The sequence below is a fragment of the Mesorhizobium escarrei genome (assembly GCF_935825525.1).
Lineage (GTDB): Bacteria > Pseudomonadota > Alphaproteobacteria > Rhizobiales > Rhizobiaceae > Mesorhizobium > Mesorhizobium escarrei.
In genome coordinates this window covers 20726-36771 of sequence record NZ_CAKXZT010000168.1, presented here as the reverse complement: position 1 = coordinate 36771, position 16046 = coordinate 20726, and the positions used below count along the sequence as shown (strand labels likewise).

Sequence of the window (16046 nt, the reverse complement as noted above, 5' to 3'; positions counted from 1 at the left end):
CTACCTTGTTTCGTTGATGGACGACTGTTGGCATTGCGTTTCGCCCGCAGATGCCTATGGCATCGGCACGCCTATTCTATCCGCGCCAGGACCTGCTCCAGGTTCGCAAAGAACCGCTGCCACCCGTATTTGGCACCCTGATAATACTGCTGCTGATCCGGCCGGAAGCCCAACTGCTCCATGCGCAGATGGGTCCCTGTGCTCGTAGGGGTGAGCGTCCACGTGACGACACTTTTGAGATCCTTGGTATCCCACGTGTAAGACAGCGTCTTGTTGGGCTCGACTGCCTGGACCTGACAGTCGACCGTCCCCCAATCCGCGCTCAGATTGAAACGGTGCCCCTCGTCTGGCTTGAAATCGTTCTTCATCAGCCACTCCTCGATCAGGTGTGATTGGGTGAGAGCGCGCCAGATCTTTTCCGGCGGAAAAGCGACCTCCCGTTCGACAACGACGGCGCGCGTTTCGGTCTCAGTATTGGTCATTGGTCCATCCTTTTGAGCAGATCTTCGAGATTGTCGAACCGGCTTTGCCAGAACCCAGCCATTTGGTTTGTCCAGTCGATCAGCGGCGCCAAGGCGCCGAGCTCCGCGCTGTAGTGCGTGTTGCGGCCTTCGTGGCGGTCGCGCACCAACCCGGCCTGTTTCAGCACCCCCAGATGTTTTGACACGGCCGGTTGCGAGACCCCGGCCCGAGCGGTCAGAGCCGCGACGGTTTGGTCGCCGTCGCGACACAGCCGCTCGAAGATGGCCCGTCGCGTCGGATCGGCAAGCGTTTTAAAGATTATCTCGTGGGGCTGTGGCATCGCAATCGATAACTCGCTGGCTATTTATAAACCAATAACCACCGAGATATGTGTAAGTCAAGCAGGAGCGTGGACCGAACTCCGCGTCACGGGGGCTACCCCTGTCTCTTCCGTCGCTCTGGCCAGCGGCAGGCCAGCGGGGTCAGTGCTCAGGCCATCGCCGCGGCGCTGCGCCGTGCCTTCCACAGCAGCAGCACCATGGCCGCCATATTCAGCAGATTCCAGGCAATGCCGTTGAGGAACGCCGCAGCGTAGGAGCCGGTCAGATCGTAGATCCAGCCCGACATCCAGCCGCCGATCGCCATGCCGAAGATGGTTGCCATCATGACGATGCCGACTCGCTGGCCGGCCCCTTTGGCGGGCATGTATTCGCGCACGATGATGGCATAGCAAGGCACGATGCCGCCCTGTGACAGGCCGAAGACCAGCGAGACGACGTAAAGCGACGCGAGCCCGTCGAACGGGATGTAGAACAACAGCGACAGGGCTTGCAGCACCGAGCCGATCAGCAGGGTTTTCACACCGCCGATGCGATCGGCAATGAAGCCGGACGCCAGCCGGCTGACAACGCCCGCCGCCAGCATGATCGACAGCATGTCGGCGCCTCGCGCCACGCCGTAGCCGAGGTCCATGCAATACGCGACGATATGGACCTGCGGCATCGACATCGCCACGCAGCAGCCAAGGCCGGCGACGACGAGCAGCACCTGCAGCGCTGCCGGTGACAGTGAGATCGGCTGGACCGGCCGGCTGCCGGGTGAGCCGGGAGCGGCGGCACGTGGTGCGCGACGCCTGAGCAGCAGGATCAGCGGCACCATGGTCGCGAGGCAGACGACGCCGATCGCGGCATAGGTGAAACGCCAGCCTTCGGCCTTCATGACAAAGGGCATCGCCAACGGCCAGATCGCCCCGGCGAGATAGTTGCCGGCGGCGGCAGCCGTCACCGCGACGCCGCGGCGGCGGCTGAACCAGTGCGAGATGTCGGCGATCAGCGGCCCGAAAATCGCCGACGTGCCGACGCCGATCAAAAGTCCCTGGACAAGAGTGAACTGCAGGATCGAAGTGGTCAGCGACGCCAGCAGGAAACCGGTACCGAGCGCCACCGAGGCAATGATCGCCGGGATCCAGTAGCCCATGCGGTCGATGGCGCGGCCGACCAGCACATTGCCGGCGGCGAAACCGACCATGGTCGCGGTATAGGGCATCGACGCGGCCGCGCGATCGACGCCGAATTCCGCCTGCACGGCGGGCAGCACCACGACCACCGCCCACATGCCGACGCCGCCGATCGTCGCCAGCAGCACCGAAGTGCCGAGCCGCATCCAGGCATAGGCGCTATCGATGCCGGGGCTGCTTGCCTGGCTGGAGACGGTTGTGGTCAAGGCGTTTTCTGTCCGCGGTTCTGCGCAAGTCGACCGGTTTGACACCACTATCGGCACATTGGCGGCGCCGTGCAGCGCCACATCGCGCAAATCCGTGGCTCCAGAAACTTGAGCTGCAGTGGAACGGTGGCCGCCGTCCCGGAGTTTTTCATCAAACTTATCGATAGAAGGAGTTTGTCATGACCGCGAAAAGGAAATGGTCGGGCGAGGTCACCGAGCATAGTGATGCGCTGGACCTCGAGGAGCATATATTCGAATCCGACGACCCCAAGAAGATCGCGGCCTCGTTGAAGCGATCAGCCGAGTACAGCGAGCGGCGCAAGGCCGAGCCGTTCCAGTCCGCCATGTCGATGCTGAATTTCTACATCAACCGCGCCGGCACGAACCTGCCGGCCAAGCAGAAGAAAGTGCTGGAGGATGCCAAGGACGAACTGCGCGCCGCGTTTGGGCGCCCGAGAGAACACTGAGCAAGGAGCGAAGCTACGCGGCGCAGACCCTGGAATCCATTCCGTTACATCAGCCGAGGAATGCTGAGGCTCAGAATAAAAGCGCTCTGTAGCGATCCTTCGCGCCCCCCTCTGTCCTGCCGGACATCTCCCCCACGTGGGGGAGATCGGCAGCTTCGCGGACCGCGTCCATTTTGCAAGGTTGGTGGTTGGCGAAATCAGTGATGAAGGCAAATCTCCCTCCTTGTGGGGGAGATGCCGAGTCTTGGCAAAGAGGGCAGGACAGAGGGGGGCGCTGTCCCTCCACGATCAAAGGTTCTGCATCGCAGCGCTCGAGGAAACGGCATGGACCCCGCCGGGTCGCTTCGCTCCTTGCTCCGCCCCAGGATGACGAAGGCATGGGGGCCTACGGCAGCCAAATCCAAAAAGAGGCCCGGCAGCAATTGGCCGGGCCTCGGTGGGTGTCCAGGCTAAAATTCAGTCGCAAATCCAGATCTTCTTCCAGAAAATGCCATGCTTGGTGAAAATCTTCTTCTTGGTCCAGCAGCTATAGCCGGGATAATCATAGACGGGATAGTAGTCGTAGAAGCCGAAACGCTTGTGCCAACGGTGGCCATGACGATGGCCGCGATGGCCGATCTTGACGACAAAATCGCCGGCAGCTTGGCTCTGCTGCCCAATGTTGCCGAAGGCCGCCAATGGTGCGAACGGCGAGATTGCGAACGGCAAAATTGCGAACGGCGGAGTAAGACCGAGATGAAGCGCTGCAGTGGTCCGGCGCGATTTATCAGCGTGATTTGATGACGCTGTCTGTATTGGCCAACAGCTTGCGCACCGCGTTGCGTGCCGCATCCGGCCGCTGCAGGCGGATGTTCTTTTCGATCGCCTCGTGCAGCTTCTGCGCGTGCTGCAAATCGTCCAGTTCCCGCGTCGTATAGGCGAACAGATGATCGAACGCCGATTCGATCAGCACGCCGAGCGGCACCAGGAGGTCGTTGCCGGAGGCGCGCAGGATCGCCAGATGAAAACGCGTGTCGGCGCGTGTGCGCTCCTGCAGCGTCGTCGCCGCGCCCATCTCCCGGCAGGCCCGGCTGATTTCGGCCATCTGCTCGTCTGTGCGCCGCATGGCGGCAAAGGCGGTCGCTTCCGGCTCGATGATGTGGCGGAACTCTTGCACGGTTCTGAGGAACACTTCGCGATCGGGCGCCGTCGCGTACCAGGCCAGCACGTCGCGGTCGAGCAGGTTCCAGCGCTCTTTCGGCTCGACCCAGCTGCCGATCTTTGGACGCGACGCCAAAAGGCTCTTAGCCATCAGCATTTTTATCGCTTCGCGCACCGCCGAGCGGCTGACGTCGAAAGTCTCCGACCATTTGGCCTCGTTGGGCAGGATGGTTCCCGGCGGATAGTCGCCGCGCACGATCCTGAGACCGATTTCGTTGGCTAGCGACGCATGCACGCTCGCCCCAGGCATACGTGCCGTATCGGCACGGCGAACGACAGCCGGGCGCTCGGCGGACGCCGCCTTGGCCGGTGTTTTTCCCTTATTCGGCTTGCCGTCCCGCATGCGTTCACAAAGTCCGGATTCCGAAAGCTGTCAAGCACCGGAAAAGCCTCGGGCTGCAAAGCCTGCTTCTGTGCACAGATCAGCCAGGATACAGCGACCCCTTCATGTCGTTTTGACGTATTTCCGCCAGCTGTGTTCCGGGCGGAACCCGAGCATATCCCGCGCCTTGCGGTTCGAGAGCAGCGTCTCGTATTCGCCGAGCTCAACCTTGACCGGCACGCCGGGATAAAACCGCTTCAAGAGTTCAGCCGTAGGCAGGTCGGAGGAGGTGTCGTCATTGGCGGCGTTGAACACCTGATAGCCGAGCCCGTCCTTCTCGATGGCGCGCAGCGTGATCTGGCCGAGGTCGCGCCCGTCGATATAGCTCCAGGCGATCCGCTTGCGGAAACCCGGGTCGGCGAACCATTTCGGGAACAGCGAATATTCATGCGGCTCGATGACGTTGCCGATGCGCAAGGCGTAGATGTCGATGCCGCTGCGCAGCGCGAAGGCGCGCGCCGTCTTCTCATTGACGATCTTCGACAGCGCATAGCTGTCCATTGGATCGACGTCGTAGTCCTCGTCGAGCGGGAAATATGTCGGGTCGCGCGGCTCGTTGGCGAAGACCAGCCCATAGGTGGTCTCGCTGGAGGCGATCACCACCTTGCGGATGCCGAGCTTCACCGCCGCCTCGATGACATTGTAGGTGCCGAGCGCGTTGATGCGGAACACCTCGTTGTCGGGCGTGATCATGATGCGCGGGATCGCCGCGAAATGCACCACGGCGTCGACCGGCTGCGTGCGCAGCGACGGGTCGAATTCATGCAGGCCCATATAGCTCGACAGCGCATTGAACACCTGCCCGCTATCGGTGATGTCGGTGATCAAGGTGCGCACCTTGGGGTTGTCGAGCGGCTTGGTGTCGATGTTGAGCACCTGGCAGCCCTGCTCGACCAGATACTGCACGACATGACGCCCGGCCTTGCCGCTGCCGCCGGTGAACATGATCCGTTTCGTCATTTTGCTCTCCACATTTTCTGGAATTCATGTGTATTGTCAGACAATATGGCATTCCGCAATCGCCTGCCAACCGCCTGCGGCAAAAACCCGCCTCAACAATTCGGCTGCCAAAGTGCAGCGCCGTCATCGATATCAGCAACACAGGACGACACGTCATGAATACGACTTCCGCGAGCGAAAAGATCGGCTTCATCGGACTTGGCTTGATGGGTCACGGAATCGCGAAAAACATCGTAGACAAGGGCTACTTCCTGACGTTTCTCGGCCGCAAGAACCGCGCGCCGGCGCAAGACCTGCTCGGCCGCGGTGCGAAGGAAGCCGCGACTTCGCGTGAGGTGGCAGTGGCATCCGATATCGTCTTCATCTGCGTCACCGGCTCGCGCGAGGTCGAGGCTATCATCCGCGGGCCGGGCGGCCTCAAGGAAGGCTTGAAGAAGGGTTCGGTGGTCGTTGATTGCTCGACCTCCGACCCGACCTCGACGGTGGCGCTTGCCGCCGAACTCAAGGCGCTCGGCGTCGACTATGTCGATGCCCCGCTCAGCCGCACCCCGAAGGAGGCTTGGGAAGGCACGCTCGACGCCATGGTCGGTGCATCCGACGCGGCCTTTGCCCGGCTGAAGCCGGTGCTCAACACCTGGGCCGGACGTATCGTCCATATCGGCGACACCGGCGACGGCCACCGTATGAAGCTGCTCAACAATTTCATCTCGCTGGGCTATGCGGCAATCTATTCCGAGGCGCTGGCGCTGGCTGAGAAGGTCGGCATCTCGCCGCCGCGTTTCGACAGCGTCATCCGCAACGGCCGCATGGATTGCGGCTTCTACCAGACTTTTATGCGCTGGACGCTGGAAGGCGACCGCGACGCGCACAAATTCACCATCGCCAACGCCTTCAAGGACCTCACCTATCTCGAATCGATGGCCGGTGCCGCCGGCATCGCCAACCCGCTGGGCAATGCCACCAAGAACGCCTTCGCCGGCGCATTCGCCGCTGGGCCCGCCGATCAATATGTGCCGATGCTGGCCACGCATATTGGCAAGGTCAACGGCGTCGATTTGACGCCGACGAAGGATGGGAAGAAACAGACGATTTGAGAGCTTGGGCAATACGCTCGGCGCACTATTTTTCGATCAAGGTCGGCGCTGCCCCTCATCGCCTTGCCGGGCACTTCTTCCCCGTATAGTGACGGGGAGAAGGACGCTTTCGCTGGTGATTTCGCCAACTACCTGCGTTGCAAGCAACTACCTGCGTTGCAAGAAGGTGTGCCAAGATCGCGGCCAGCCCCTTCTCCCCGTCACTATACGGGGAGAAGGTGGCAGCCGGATGAGGGGCGGCGCCGACTTTGCGGTGGCAAATCACCGTCGCGACCGCCCGATAACCTCGTCGGTGTTGGCGAGCAGCCTGTGCACGGCATTCCTTGCAGCCGCCGGGCGCCTGAGACGGATATTCTTTTCGATCGCCTCATGCAGCGCCTGCGCCCGAGGCTGGTCGCTGGTTTCGCGCGTGACGAAAACGAAGAGATGATCGAGCGCCGATTCGATCAGCACGCCGAGCGGCACCAGCAGGTCGTTGCCCGACGCCCGCAGGATGGCCAGGTGAAAACGCGTATCGGCGCGGGTGCGCTCCGGCAGCGTCGCCGCCTCGCCCATCTCCCGGCAGGCCAGGCTGATTTCGGCCATCTGCTCGTCTGTGCGCCGGATCGCGGCAAAGGCGCTGGCTTCCGGCTCGATGATGTGACGGAATTCCTGGACGGTGCGCAGGAACATTTCGCGATCGGGCGCCGTCGCGTACCAGGCGAGCACGTCACGGTCGAGCAGGTTCCAGCGCTCTTTCGGCTCGACCCAGCTGCCGATCTTGGGGCGTGAGGCCAGCAGGCTCTTGGCCATCAGCATCTTGATCGCTTCGCGAACCGCCGAGCGGCTGACGTCGAAAGTCTCGGACCATTTGGCCTCGTTGGGCAGGATGGTTCCCGGCGGATAGTCGCCGCGCACGATCCTGAGCCCGATCTCGTTGGCCAGCGACGCATGCACGCTCGATCCGGGGATCAGCGCCGCGTCGGCACGGCGGGCGCCGGACGGACGGGCAGCCTGTGCCTTGACCTTGCCCCGTTCCTTGACCGTGGCCCGTGGCTTGACCGTGCTAAGTGGCTTTCTTGATCTTGCGTCCGACATCTATGATCTCCGGCACAGGCGGAACTCAAGGCGCGGCAAAGCAGGAGCGGTTCGCCCCAGCAATCTCACCTCGTAGGTTTTCGTGAACCGGGGTGACGGGGCGCCCGTCGATCGGGCGCCCCGAAAACTGCGATCCTACTTCTGGATGCAGGTGTCGGCCGTATCCTTGGTGCACTCGTCGAGACCGGTGAAGACCGGATCGGCGACGGGCTTGCCTTCGATCAGGTCGATCATCACCGAGGGCGCCTTGTAGCCCATCTCGAACGGCCGCTGGCCGACCAGCGCGGTCACCAGGCCTTCCTTGGCGATGGCCACTTCCTCACCGATCGTATCGGCAGCGCCGATGACGAACTCGTTCTTGGCGATCTTGTCGGCCATCGGCTTGAACAGGTCGCGATAGGGCTGCGGTGCGCCGAACAGCGGCCAGCCGCCCATGATGCCGAAGGCGTCGAGATCGGGATTGGCGGCGAGGATATCGGTCATCGCCTGCACGCCCTTTGCACCGTCGTCATTGGTGAACACCGGGCAGCCGGCGACCTCGGTCCAGCCGCCCTCGCCGGCGAGCGCCGGGAGATCCTTCTGACCTGTAAGCGCGTCGCGCATGCCCTGGGCGCGGCGCAGGATGTTGTCGGCCGCCGGATTGCCTTGGATGGTGCAGATCTTGCCACCCTCCGGCTTGGCCTTCTTGATGTACTCACCGATCTTGTAGCCCATCAGGTAGTTGTCGGTGCCGAGATAGGTCTTGCGCAGCGCCGCATCTTCCTTGCTGAGATCGGCGTCGAGCGTCATGATCGGGATCGACGGATTGGCGCTTTTGATCGTCTGCGCGATCAGCGGCGCGTTGGACGGCGAAATGGCCATCGCCACCGTGTCCGGCTTGCTCAGCATGTCCTGGACGATCTGAGCTTCGCCCGCCTCGTCCGAGGTCGACGCCGGACCGGTGTAGAAGCATTCATATTCCGAGTTGGCGTTTTCCGAGTTCCATTTCTGGCAACCCTGGTTGATAGCCTCGAAGAACGGATTATCGAGCCCCTTAACCACGATGACGAGCTGTTTCTTGGCCATGGCCGGCCCGGCGCCCAATGCCAACATCGCGACGGCAGCGAGCAATAGTGATTTCCTCATTTCAGTCCTCCCTTGAAACAGACGGACACGGCGTGCCCGCCACACAGACCAGCCCGGATGCGCGATGACAGAGGTTCGTTTCGCGAGCGCTCGTGTCGCCAAGCCGGGCCGATAAGCATTTCCAGATGCGGCCGCAGACCAGCGCGAATACGGACGCTGCCAGTTCCTCGACCGATAAACCTCCGCCGATTCCGCCCGGCGCACCGTAACAGGAGATCGGCATAATCTCCTCCGACGCTTAGCTAATATCGGCTTGCGACCAACGTCAATTGCTATTTGTCCTACAAAACGGATTTTTCGAAAGAAGCCGCTGTTGACGGCAAGGGGGCATGTGCGTAAATGGGCGAAAGCGCTGTTCTCGGGAGGAGCTGGGAAGAGCGAGGCCGCGGCAGAACTGCAGCCGGAAGCACGGGGAGGAAGCAGTCTGGTGTCGGTTCTCGAACTCGCCAACATCTCGAAACATTTCGGCGCCATCCAGGCGGTCAACGACGTTTCGCTGACGATCGAGGCCGGACAGGTGGTCGGCCTGATGGGCGACAACGGCGCCGGCAAGTCGACGCTGGTCAAGATGATCGCCGGCAACTTCCGCCCGAGCCATGGCACGATGCAGATGGACGGCAAGGAGCTGATCCTGCACAAGCCGGTGGAGGCGCGCCAGCACGGCATCGAGATCGTCCATCAGGATCTGGCGTTGTGCAACAATCTGACGGCCGCCGCCAATGTCTATCTCGGCCGCGAGTTGCGCCGCGGCGTCGGGCCGTTTCGCATCCTCGACTACGCCGCGATGTACAAGCGCGCCGGCCAGATTTTTGCCGTGCTGAAATCCGAAACCCGCCCGCGCGATCTGGTCAAGCAGATGTCGGGCGGCCAGCGCCAGGCGGTGGCGATCGCCCGCACCATGCTTTCGCAGGCCAAGATCGTGCTGATGGACGAGCCGACGGCGGCGATCTCGGTCCGGCAGGTCGCCGAGGTGCTGAACCTGATCCGCCATCTGCGCGACCAGGGCATTGCAGTCGTGCTGATCAGCCACCGTATGCCCGACGTATTTGACGTTGCCGACCGCGTCATCGTCATGCGACGCGGCCGCAAGGTCGCCGACAAGACGATCGCGTCGAGTTCGCCCGAGGAAGTCACCGGGCTCATCACCGGCGCCATCGAACAGGTTTGATACCAGCTGGTTTCACCACGCAAGCAGATAAAGGTCGACGATGGCAGTAACTCTTGACCAGACGATCGCGCAGAAACAGCACACTTTGCTGACCAGGGTGTTTGCCAGCCAGACCTTCTGGGTGGTGATCGCGGTCATCCTCGCCTGCCTGTTCCTGTCCGTCGCCACGGATTCATTCGCCACGACGAAGAACCTCTACAACATCACCCGCAACATCACCTTCGTTGCCATCGTCGCGCTCGGCATGACCTTCGTCATCATCACCGGCGGCATCGACCTGTCGGTCGGCTCGGTGCTTTGCCTGTGTTCGATGGTGCTCGCCGTGACCATGCATGCCGGCTACGGCATCGAGATCGGCATTGCCGCTGCGATCGCGACGGCGCTGATCATCGGCGCCTTCAACGGGATCCTGATCGCCTATCTCGGTTTTCCGCCCTTCGTGGTGACGCTCGGCATGCTATCGATCGCGCGCAGCCTGGCCATGGTTGCCTCCAACAACACCGTCGTCTTCCAGTTCGGGCCCGACCACGACAAGCTTCTGGCGCTGGGCGGCGGCGCCTTTGTGTTCGGCATCGCCAATCCGGTGCTCTACATGATCGTGCTGGCGCTGATCACCGGCTTCGTACTGCGCTGGACGAAATTCGGCCGGCACATCTTCGCCATCGGCGGCAACGAGCATGCGGCGACGCTGACCGGCGTTCCGGTGCGCCAGATCAAGGTCGCGGTCTACATGATCTCGGCGCTCGCAGCGGGTCTTGCCGGCATTATCCAGACCGGCTGGCTGGGCGCCGTCACCACCAATCTCGGCAACGGCATGGAGCTTCAGGTCATCGCCGCCACCGTCATCGGGGGCGCCAACCTGGCCGGCGGCATGGGCACGGCCTTTGGCGCCGTCGTCGGCGCGGCGCTGATCGAAGTGATCCGCAACAGCCTTGGCCTGCTCGGCATCAACGCCTTCTGGCAGGGGGTGTTCATCGGCGGCGCCATTCTGATGGCGGTCCTGTTCGACCGGCTCCGCAATTTCAGGCGCAACGAATAGGCCGCAGGTCACGCGCGCTATTCGTTCGCTTCCTATCGCTCAGTCTGAAAAATCGGCCGGCACGGTTCATGACGGGCGCCAAGCGTATGCCTGCGCCTTGACGCAGGCCCGGACTGCGCCGCACTATCCCGATTGCAGGCGAAGGGAGGCCAGTCGCCTGCGGGAGGATGTACCCATGACGGAAGCGATCAGGCTCTACTGGGGCCGGTTCGGACATGTTTCTGTCCTGAACGTCGCCAGCGACTTCGTCACCCATGCCCATGTCGAGGCGCATATCATCATCTGGCTGGAAGGCACGGCCGGCGAGATGACCATCGGCCGCGAGACGGTGCGGCTTGGACCCGGCACCGCCGCCGGCATCAATTCCTTCCAGCCGCACAGCCACGCTTTGTCCCGCGACGGCCGGCCCGGCCTGTTCCTCGCCTTCTACATCGATCCGGACTGGGCGCGCCGGCGCCGTGACCTGCCGTCGACCGCGCCGCTATTTTCAGCACCGGCCATCACGCTGGAGCCGTGGCTGCACAAGGCGGCAGCCAATCTTCTCGACCATCTCAGCGACAATGAGAGCATCGACGACATCGCCAATTACGAGATCGAGCGCTTCATCGACAGCGTGCTCGACGCCGCCGACGCCTCGGCGCCACAAGTGGCGCGGGCCCGCGTCCACACCGTGCAGGACTTCCGTGTCCGCAAGGCGATCCAGTTGATGAAGGCCAATGTCTGCGAACGCATCTGCTTCGACGAGGTGGCGCGCAGCGTCGGCCTGTCGCGGCCGCATTTCTTCGCGCTGTTCAAGGAGCAGACCAATCTGACGCCCAATGTCTACTGGAACACGCTGCGCATGGAGGAAGCGGTACGGCAGCTGCAGTGGTCGCAGGAACCGCTGATCTCGGTCGCCTGCAATCTCGGCTTCACCACGCAGGGCAATTTCTCGCGCTTCTTCCGCGATCATGTCGGCGTTCCGCCGACACTCTATCGCGAGGCGGCGCGGGCCATCTCCTGAGCCATATTCAGACTGCCCGCTTTTTAAGACTGCCCATTTTTTTCAGACTGCCAGCTTTTTTCAGACTTATTGATAGGCGTTCAAGACGCATTGATAAGTGCTGCCGGGCCCGCCGCCCTACCCTCGCGACACAGATACTTGCAAGGGAACGATCATATGGCGAAAGTCACCGTCTCCAGCGTCATCGACGCACCGGTCGAAAAGGTCTGGGCGCGCATACGCGACTTCAACGGGCTGCCGAGTTGGCACCCGCGCATGGTCGAGAGCCATATCGAGGACGGCAAGGACGCCGGAGCGATCGGCTGCGTGCGCAATTTCCAGCTCGCCAGCGGCGCCCGCATCCGCGAGAAGCTGCTCGACTTCGCCGACGACAATTTCCTCGTCAGCTACTCCATCCTGGAGACGCCGCAACCGCTCACCAACCACAAGGCGACGCTGCAGTTGCGCCGGGTGACCGATGGCGAGCGCACCTATGCCGAATGGACCGCAAGCTTCGACGCGGCCCCCGAGGAAGCTGACAAACTGGCCGAAGGCATGGGCGCCAACGTCTTCCAGGGCGGTTTCAACGCTTTGAAAAGTCATTTCGCTGGCCAAGGTTGAACCGAATTGGGCTGAGGAAGGGGAGCGTTCCATGGCGCTTGCACTGCAGACTTTCTCGACGGTCAAGGACGCCAATGCGGCGCTGAAAGCCGCCGGCACCCGCTATCTCGGCGGCGGCACGCTGGTCGTGCGCGGCGCCAATGAAGGCGATGTCTCGGTCTCCAGCCTCATCAGGTCGACCGAGCCGGCGCTGTCGGCCATCACCGTTTCCGGCGACAACGTTCGCATCGGCGCCTCGTTGACCATGGCGGCGATCGCCGGCCATCCGAATCTCGTGGCACTTGCCCGTGCCGCGCGCGCCGTTGGCGGCCCGGCGATCCGTAACATGGCGACGGTCGGCGGCAATCTCTTCGCCCCGGCGCCCTATGGCGATTTCACCGTCGCGCTGCTGGCGCTGGACGCAATTGTCAGCACCGAGGGCGGCGAGAAGCCGATCGAAACCTTCCTGGCAAAACGCCAAAGCAACCACGCCATTGTTACCGAAGTTGGATTTACGCTTCCGGCGGAAGGCCTTCGCTTCCTGAAAGTGTCGAGGGTCAAGCCGAAGGGCGTCTCGGTGCTGAGCATCGCCGCCGTGCTGGAACAGGCGCCGGACGGAACCGTGTCATCGGCGCACATCGCGCTTGGCTGCATGGCCGACCGGCCGATGCGCGCCAAGGCGGCGGAGGAGGCGCTGCTCGGCAGAAAACTCACCAGCGACGGCATCGCGCCGGCGCTGGCCGTCGCGAGCGACGGCACCTCGCCCGTCACCGATCCGATCGCCAGTGCCTGGTATCGCAACGAAGTCCTGCCGGTTCATCTCGGCCGGCTTTTGCTCGCCTGAAAGCCAATGGCGCACATGTCCGCCTGGCTGCGGCGCAAGGAGTAAAAGATGGCAAAGATCCCGGTTCAGTTCACGCTCAACGGCGCGGAGAAGGCCGAATTCATCGACAGCGGCACGACGTTGCTTCATGCACTGCGCGACAAGATCGGCGACACCTCGCCGAAGGGCGGCTGCCATCAGGGCACATGCGGCGCCTGCTCGGTCATCATCGACGGCGAGCTGCGGCTGTCCTGCCTGACGCTGGCCGAAACCTGCAACGGTGCGGCGATCACCACGACATCGGGGCTTTCGCAAGGCGGCGTGCTGCATCCTTTGCAGCGCGCCTTCCTCGACGCCTTCGCCACGCAATGTGGCTTCTGCACGCCGGGCATGATCATGGCCGCCAAGGTGCTGCTCGATCACACGCCGGATCCCAGCCGTGACGAGGTGGTCGAGGCGCTGTCGGGCAATATCTGCCGCTGCACCGGCTACGAGCCGATCATCCAGGCGGTGCTGACCGCCGCGCGGTCCAATTCGCAGAATGCGGCCTGAGGGAGTCAAAAAAAATGGAACTCCGCAAGAGCTACTTCGCCGACCAGCGCAAGGACGATCTGCACGAGATCGGCCAGCCCCGGCCGCGCTCCGATTCGCCCGGTCATGTAACCGGCAAGACCGCCTATTTCGCCGACCGCAATTTTCCAGGCATGCTGCATCTGAAGATGGTGCGCAGCCCGTATCATCACGCCCGCATCCGCAGCATCGACACTTCAGAGGCGCAGATGCACCCGGGCGTGGTGAAAATCCTGACCGCCAAGGATGTGCCGCACAATGTCTACACCATCCTGATCCTGATCCAGATCGGCCCGGAGGACGAGACGGTGCTGGCCGACGGCAAGGTGCGCTGGAAAGGCGAAGCCGTGGTGGCGGTGCTGGCCGAGACCGAGCGTGCCGCCCAGGAAGCGACGGCCAAGGTCAAGGTCGACTACGAGGTGCTGCCGGCCGTCTTCGACATGGAAGAAGCGCTGAAGCCCGGCGCGCCTGTTGTCAACGAATATCACGGCCGGAATTATTACCTCTATGACAGCGGCGAATGCCGCAAGGTGCGCTTCGGCGATGTCGAGGCCGGTTTCGCCGGCGCCGATCACGTGCTCGAACAGACCTATCAATCGTCGCCGATCGAGCACGCGCCGACCGAGACGACCGGCTGCATCGTCGCGCCGGAGGGCAACGATCGCTTCACCTGCTACACCAACACGCAAGCGATGTTCTTCACCCTCGACAACGCCTCGATCATCCTGCAGATGCCCGGCAACAGACTGCATTTCGTCGGCGGCACCGTCGGCGGCGGCTTTGGCGGCAAGGTCGACGTCATCGTCGAGCCGATCGCCATCCTCGGCGCCAAGCTAACCGGGCGGCCGGTCTCCTTCATCTATAGCCGCGAGGAGGAGATGCAGATTTCCTCGCCGCGCGCCGCCGAAAAGGTCGTCATCAAGGACGGCGCCATGAAGGATGGCCGCATCGTCGCCAGAAAAGTCACCGGCTACACCGATGCCGGCGCCTATTCGCGCCATTCGCCCTATGGCGCGCAGAAGGGCGCCGGCCACTATCCCGGCCCTTACACCATCCCGAATGTCTGGATCGACACCTACTGCGTCTACACCAACCGGACCCCCTCCTCCGCCATGCGCGGCTTCGGCGTCACCATCGGCGATTTCGCGCTTGAGGTGCAGATGGACAAGCTCGCCCGGCTGATCGGCATGGACCCGCTCGAATTCCGCTTCATCAACGCCTACCGCGACGGCGACATGAAGGCGCACCGCCAGCCGACCGAGGGCGCGGCTCTGATCGAGTGCATGCAGGAAGCCTCGCGCGCCGCCAACTGGCCGGTGGCGGAGAAGTTCATGGCGATGTCGTCCTACGCGAAGGGAGCTTGAAATGGCGATCAAGCGCGGACGCGGCGTCGCCGCAATCAACTATCCGACCGGCATGAATCTCGGTGGCGACCCAACGCAGGCGCTGGTCCATTCGACGCCGACCGGCAATTTCATGGTGACGCTGTCGAGTGTCGATCTCGGCCAGGGCATGAAGCAGATCATGGCGCAGATCTGCGCCGAGACGATCGGCGTGCCGACCGACCGCGTCGTTGTCGACACCGCCGACACCGACACCGGCCCGCACTGCATGGGCACCTTCGCCTCGCGCGGCACCCACCGCGCCGGCAACGCCGTCATCCAGGCGGCCAGGGAAGCCCGCCAGGTGATGCTGGAAGTGGCGGCCGAGGAACTGGAAGTGAACGCCTCGGACCTCGAGACCGACGGCCAGGGCAACATCCTAGTCAAGGGTGCGCCGCAAAGATCGATCTCGATCTTCGATGTCGCGCTGTCGGCGCATTTCAAGCGCGGCCGCTCGATTTCCGGCCGCGGCATGTTTTTGATCCCGCGCTCATATCCTGAGAAAGAAACCGGCGCGATGAAACCGTCGACCTGCTATGCGCATGCCTGCACTGTGGCCGAGGTCGAGGTCGATGACGAGACCGGCGAGATCACCGTGCTGACTGTCAAGAACGTCTTTGAGATCGGCCGCGCGCTGAACCCGAAAATGGTCGAGCAGCAGCTCGTCGGCGGCTCGTGGATGGGCATCAGCCACGCGCTCTACGAGACGACAGAACCCTATTACCCCGACCGCGATCATGGCGGCACCGACTTCAACCAATATCTGATGCCGGGACCAGGCGATCTTGCGCAAACCGAGATCATCGTGCTGGAACGGCCATCGGCCGACGGGCCGTACGGCGCCAAGGGGCCAGGCGAAATGTGCGCCAACCCGCAAATCCCGGCGATCGCCAACGCGGTCTTCGACGCCGTCGGCGTTCGCATCGACACGCTGCCGATCACACCGGAACGCATCCTGCGGGCGCTGAAGGCGCAAGCCTCGAACTGAGTGCT

18 protein-coding genes are annotated in these 16046 nt (G+C 62.9%); 10 read left to right on the top strand and 8 right to left on the bottom strand.

What is annotated here, in order from left to right; all coding sequences use genetic code 11:
* Nucleotides 1–71: 71 nt before the first annotated feature.
* From NMG80_RS31165 to NMG80_RS31155, 3 genes are all read right to left on the bottom strand, one after another.
* The gene (locus NMG80_RS31165; protein WP_254021677.1) at nt 72–482 is read right to left on the bottom strand and encodes an SRPBCC family protein; all 411 of its coding nucleotides are present in this window, start codon (nt 480–482) and stop codon (nt 72–74) included.
* Nucleotides 479–802, bottom strand: a complete 324-nt coding sequence (locus tag NMG80_RS31160) for an ArsR/SmtB family transcription factor (RefSeq protein ID WP_254021676.1) — start codon at nt 800–802, stop codon at nt 479–481. Before NMG80_RS31160 ends, NMG80_RS31165 begins: the two co-directional genes overlap by 4 nt.
* 149 nt (nt 803–951) lie before the next feature.
* Nucleotides 952–2124 carry an MFS transporter gene (locus NMG80_RS31155; RefSeq protein ID WP_254021965.1) on the bottom strand — a complete coding sequence of 391 codons (1173 nt, stop codon included), beginning with the start codon at nt 2122–2124 and terminating at the stop codon, nt 952–954.
* Nucleotides 2125–2363: 239 nt separating this feature from the next.
* On the opposite strand from NMG80_RS31155, the gene NMG80_RS31150 reads away from it, so the two are divergent.
* The gene (locus NMG80_RS31150; RefSeq protein ID WP_254021675.1) at nt 2364–2651 is read left to right on the top strand and encodes a DUF3175 domain-containing protein; all 288 of its coding nucleotides are present in this window, start codon (nt 2364–2366) and stop codon (nt 2649–2651) included.
* 456 nt (nt 2652–3107) lie between these two features.
* Here NMG80_RS31150 and NMG80_RS31145 read toward each other — a convergent pair whose 3' ends face one another.
* The 3 genes from NMG80_RS31145 to NMG80_RS31135 all read right to left on the bottom strand — a co-directional run bounded on the left by NMG80_RS31145 (nt 3108) and on the right by NMG80_RS31135 (nt 5193).
* Complete coding sequence (locus NMG80_RS31145) at nt 3108–3359, bottom strand: hypothetical protein (RefSeq protein ID WP_254021674.1); 252 nt, start codon at nt 3357–3359, stop codon at nt 3108–3110.
* A 58-nt stretch (nt 3360–3417) separates the two neighbouring features.
* Nucleotides 3418–4194 (bottom strand): FadR/GntR family transcriptional regulator, encoded by a 777-nt coding sequence (locus NMG80_RS31140; RefSeq protein ID WP_254021673.1) that lies wholly within the window; start codon nt 4192–4194, stop codon nt 3418–3420.
* 102 nt (nt 4195–4296) lie between these two features.
* Nucleotides 4297–5193 carry an NAD-dependent epimerase/dehydratase family protein gene (locus NMG80_RS31135; RefSeq protein ID WP_254021672.1) on the bottom strand — a complete coding sequence of 299 codons (897 nt, stop codon included), beginning with the start codon at nt 5191–5193 and terminating at the stop codon, nt 4297–4299.
* Between the two features lie 155 nt (nt 5194–5348).
* On the opposite strand from NMG80_RS31135, the gene NMG80_RS31130 reads away from it, so the two are divergent.
* Nucleotides 5349–6287, top strand: coding sequence for an NAD(P)-dependent oxidoreductase (locus NMG80_RS31130; protein ID WP_254021671.1), 939 nt, complete (start codon nt 5349–5351; stop codon nt 6285–6287).
* 261 nt (nt 6288–6548) lie between these two features.
* On the opposite strand, the gene NMG80_RS31125 is transcribed toward NMG80_RS31130, so the two are convergent.
* A complete protein-coding gene (locus NMG80_RS31125; RefSeq protein WP_254021670.1) occupies nt 6549–7364 on the bottom strand; it encodes a FadR/GntR family transcriptional regulator in 816 nt (271 codons plus the stop codon).
* Nucleotides 7365–7499: 135 nt separating this feature from the next.
* Nucleotides 7500–8489, bottom strand: coding sequence for a sugar-binding protein (locus tag NMG80_RS31120; RefSeq protein ID WP_254021669.1), 990 nt, complete (start codon nt 8487–8489; stop codon nt 7500–7502).
* 427 nt (nt 8490–8916) lie between these two features.
* Between NMG80_RS31120 and NMG80_RS31115 the strand changes: the two genes are divergently transcribed.
* From NMG80_RS31115 to NMG80_RS31080, 8 genes are all read left to right on the top strand, one after another.
* Nucleotides 8917–9657: an ATP-binding cassette domain-containing protein gene (locus NMG80_RS31115; RefSeq protein ID WP_254021668.1), complete on the top strand. Its 741-nt coding sequence runs from the start codon at nt 8917–8919 to the stop codon at nt 9655–9657.
* 40 nt (nt 9658–9697) lie between these two features.
* On the top strand, nt 9698–10696 hold the full coding sequence (locus NMG80_RS31110; RefSeq protein ID WP_077382937.1) for an ABC transporter permease: 999 nt from the start codon (nt 9698–9700) through the stop codon (nt 10694–10696).
* A gap of 175 nt (nt 10697–10871) precedes the next feature.
* Nucleotides 10872–11699, top strand: a complete 828-nt coding sequence (locus NMG80_RS31105; RefSeq protein WP_128247717.1) for an AraC family transcriptional regulator — start codon at nt 10872–10874, stop codon at nt 11697–11699.
* A gap of 156 nt (nt 11700–11855) precedes the next feature.
* Nucleotides 11856–12299: an SRPBCC family protein gene (locus NMG80_RS31100; protein ID WP_254021667.1), complete on the top strand. Its 444-nt coding sequence runs from the start codon at nt 11856–11858 to the stop codon at nt 12297–12299.
* A 31-nt stretch (nt 12300–12330) separates the two neighbouring features.
* Entirely contained in the window at nt 12331–13122 is a 792-nt protein-coding gene (locus NMG80_RS31095) for an FAD binding domain-containing protein (protein ID WP_254021666.1), read from the top strand.
* Nucleotides 13123–13170: 48 nt separating this feature from the next.
* On the top strand, nt 13171–13653 hold the full coding sequence (locus tag NMG80_RS31090) for a (2Fe-2S)-binding protein (protein WP_254021665.1): 483 nt from the start codon (nt 13171–13173) through the stop codon (nt 13651–13653).
* 14 nt (nt 13654–13667) lie between these two features.
* Entirely contained in the window at nt 13668–15035 is a 1368-nt protein-coding gene (locus tag NMG80_RS31085) for a xanthine dehydrogenase family protein molybdopterin-binding subunit (protein ID WP_254021664.1), read from the top strand.
* A 1-nt stretch (nt 15036) separates the two neighbouring features.
* Complete coding sequence (locus NMG80_RS31080) at nt 15037–16041, top strand: xanthine dehydrogenase family protein molybdopterin-binding subunit (RefSeq protein ID WP_254021663.1); 1005 nt, start codon at nt 15037–15039, stop codon at nt 16039–16041.
* The last annotated feature ends 5 nt before the right edge of the window (nt 16042–16046 follow it).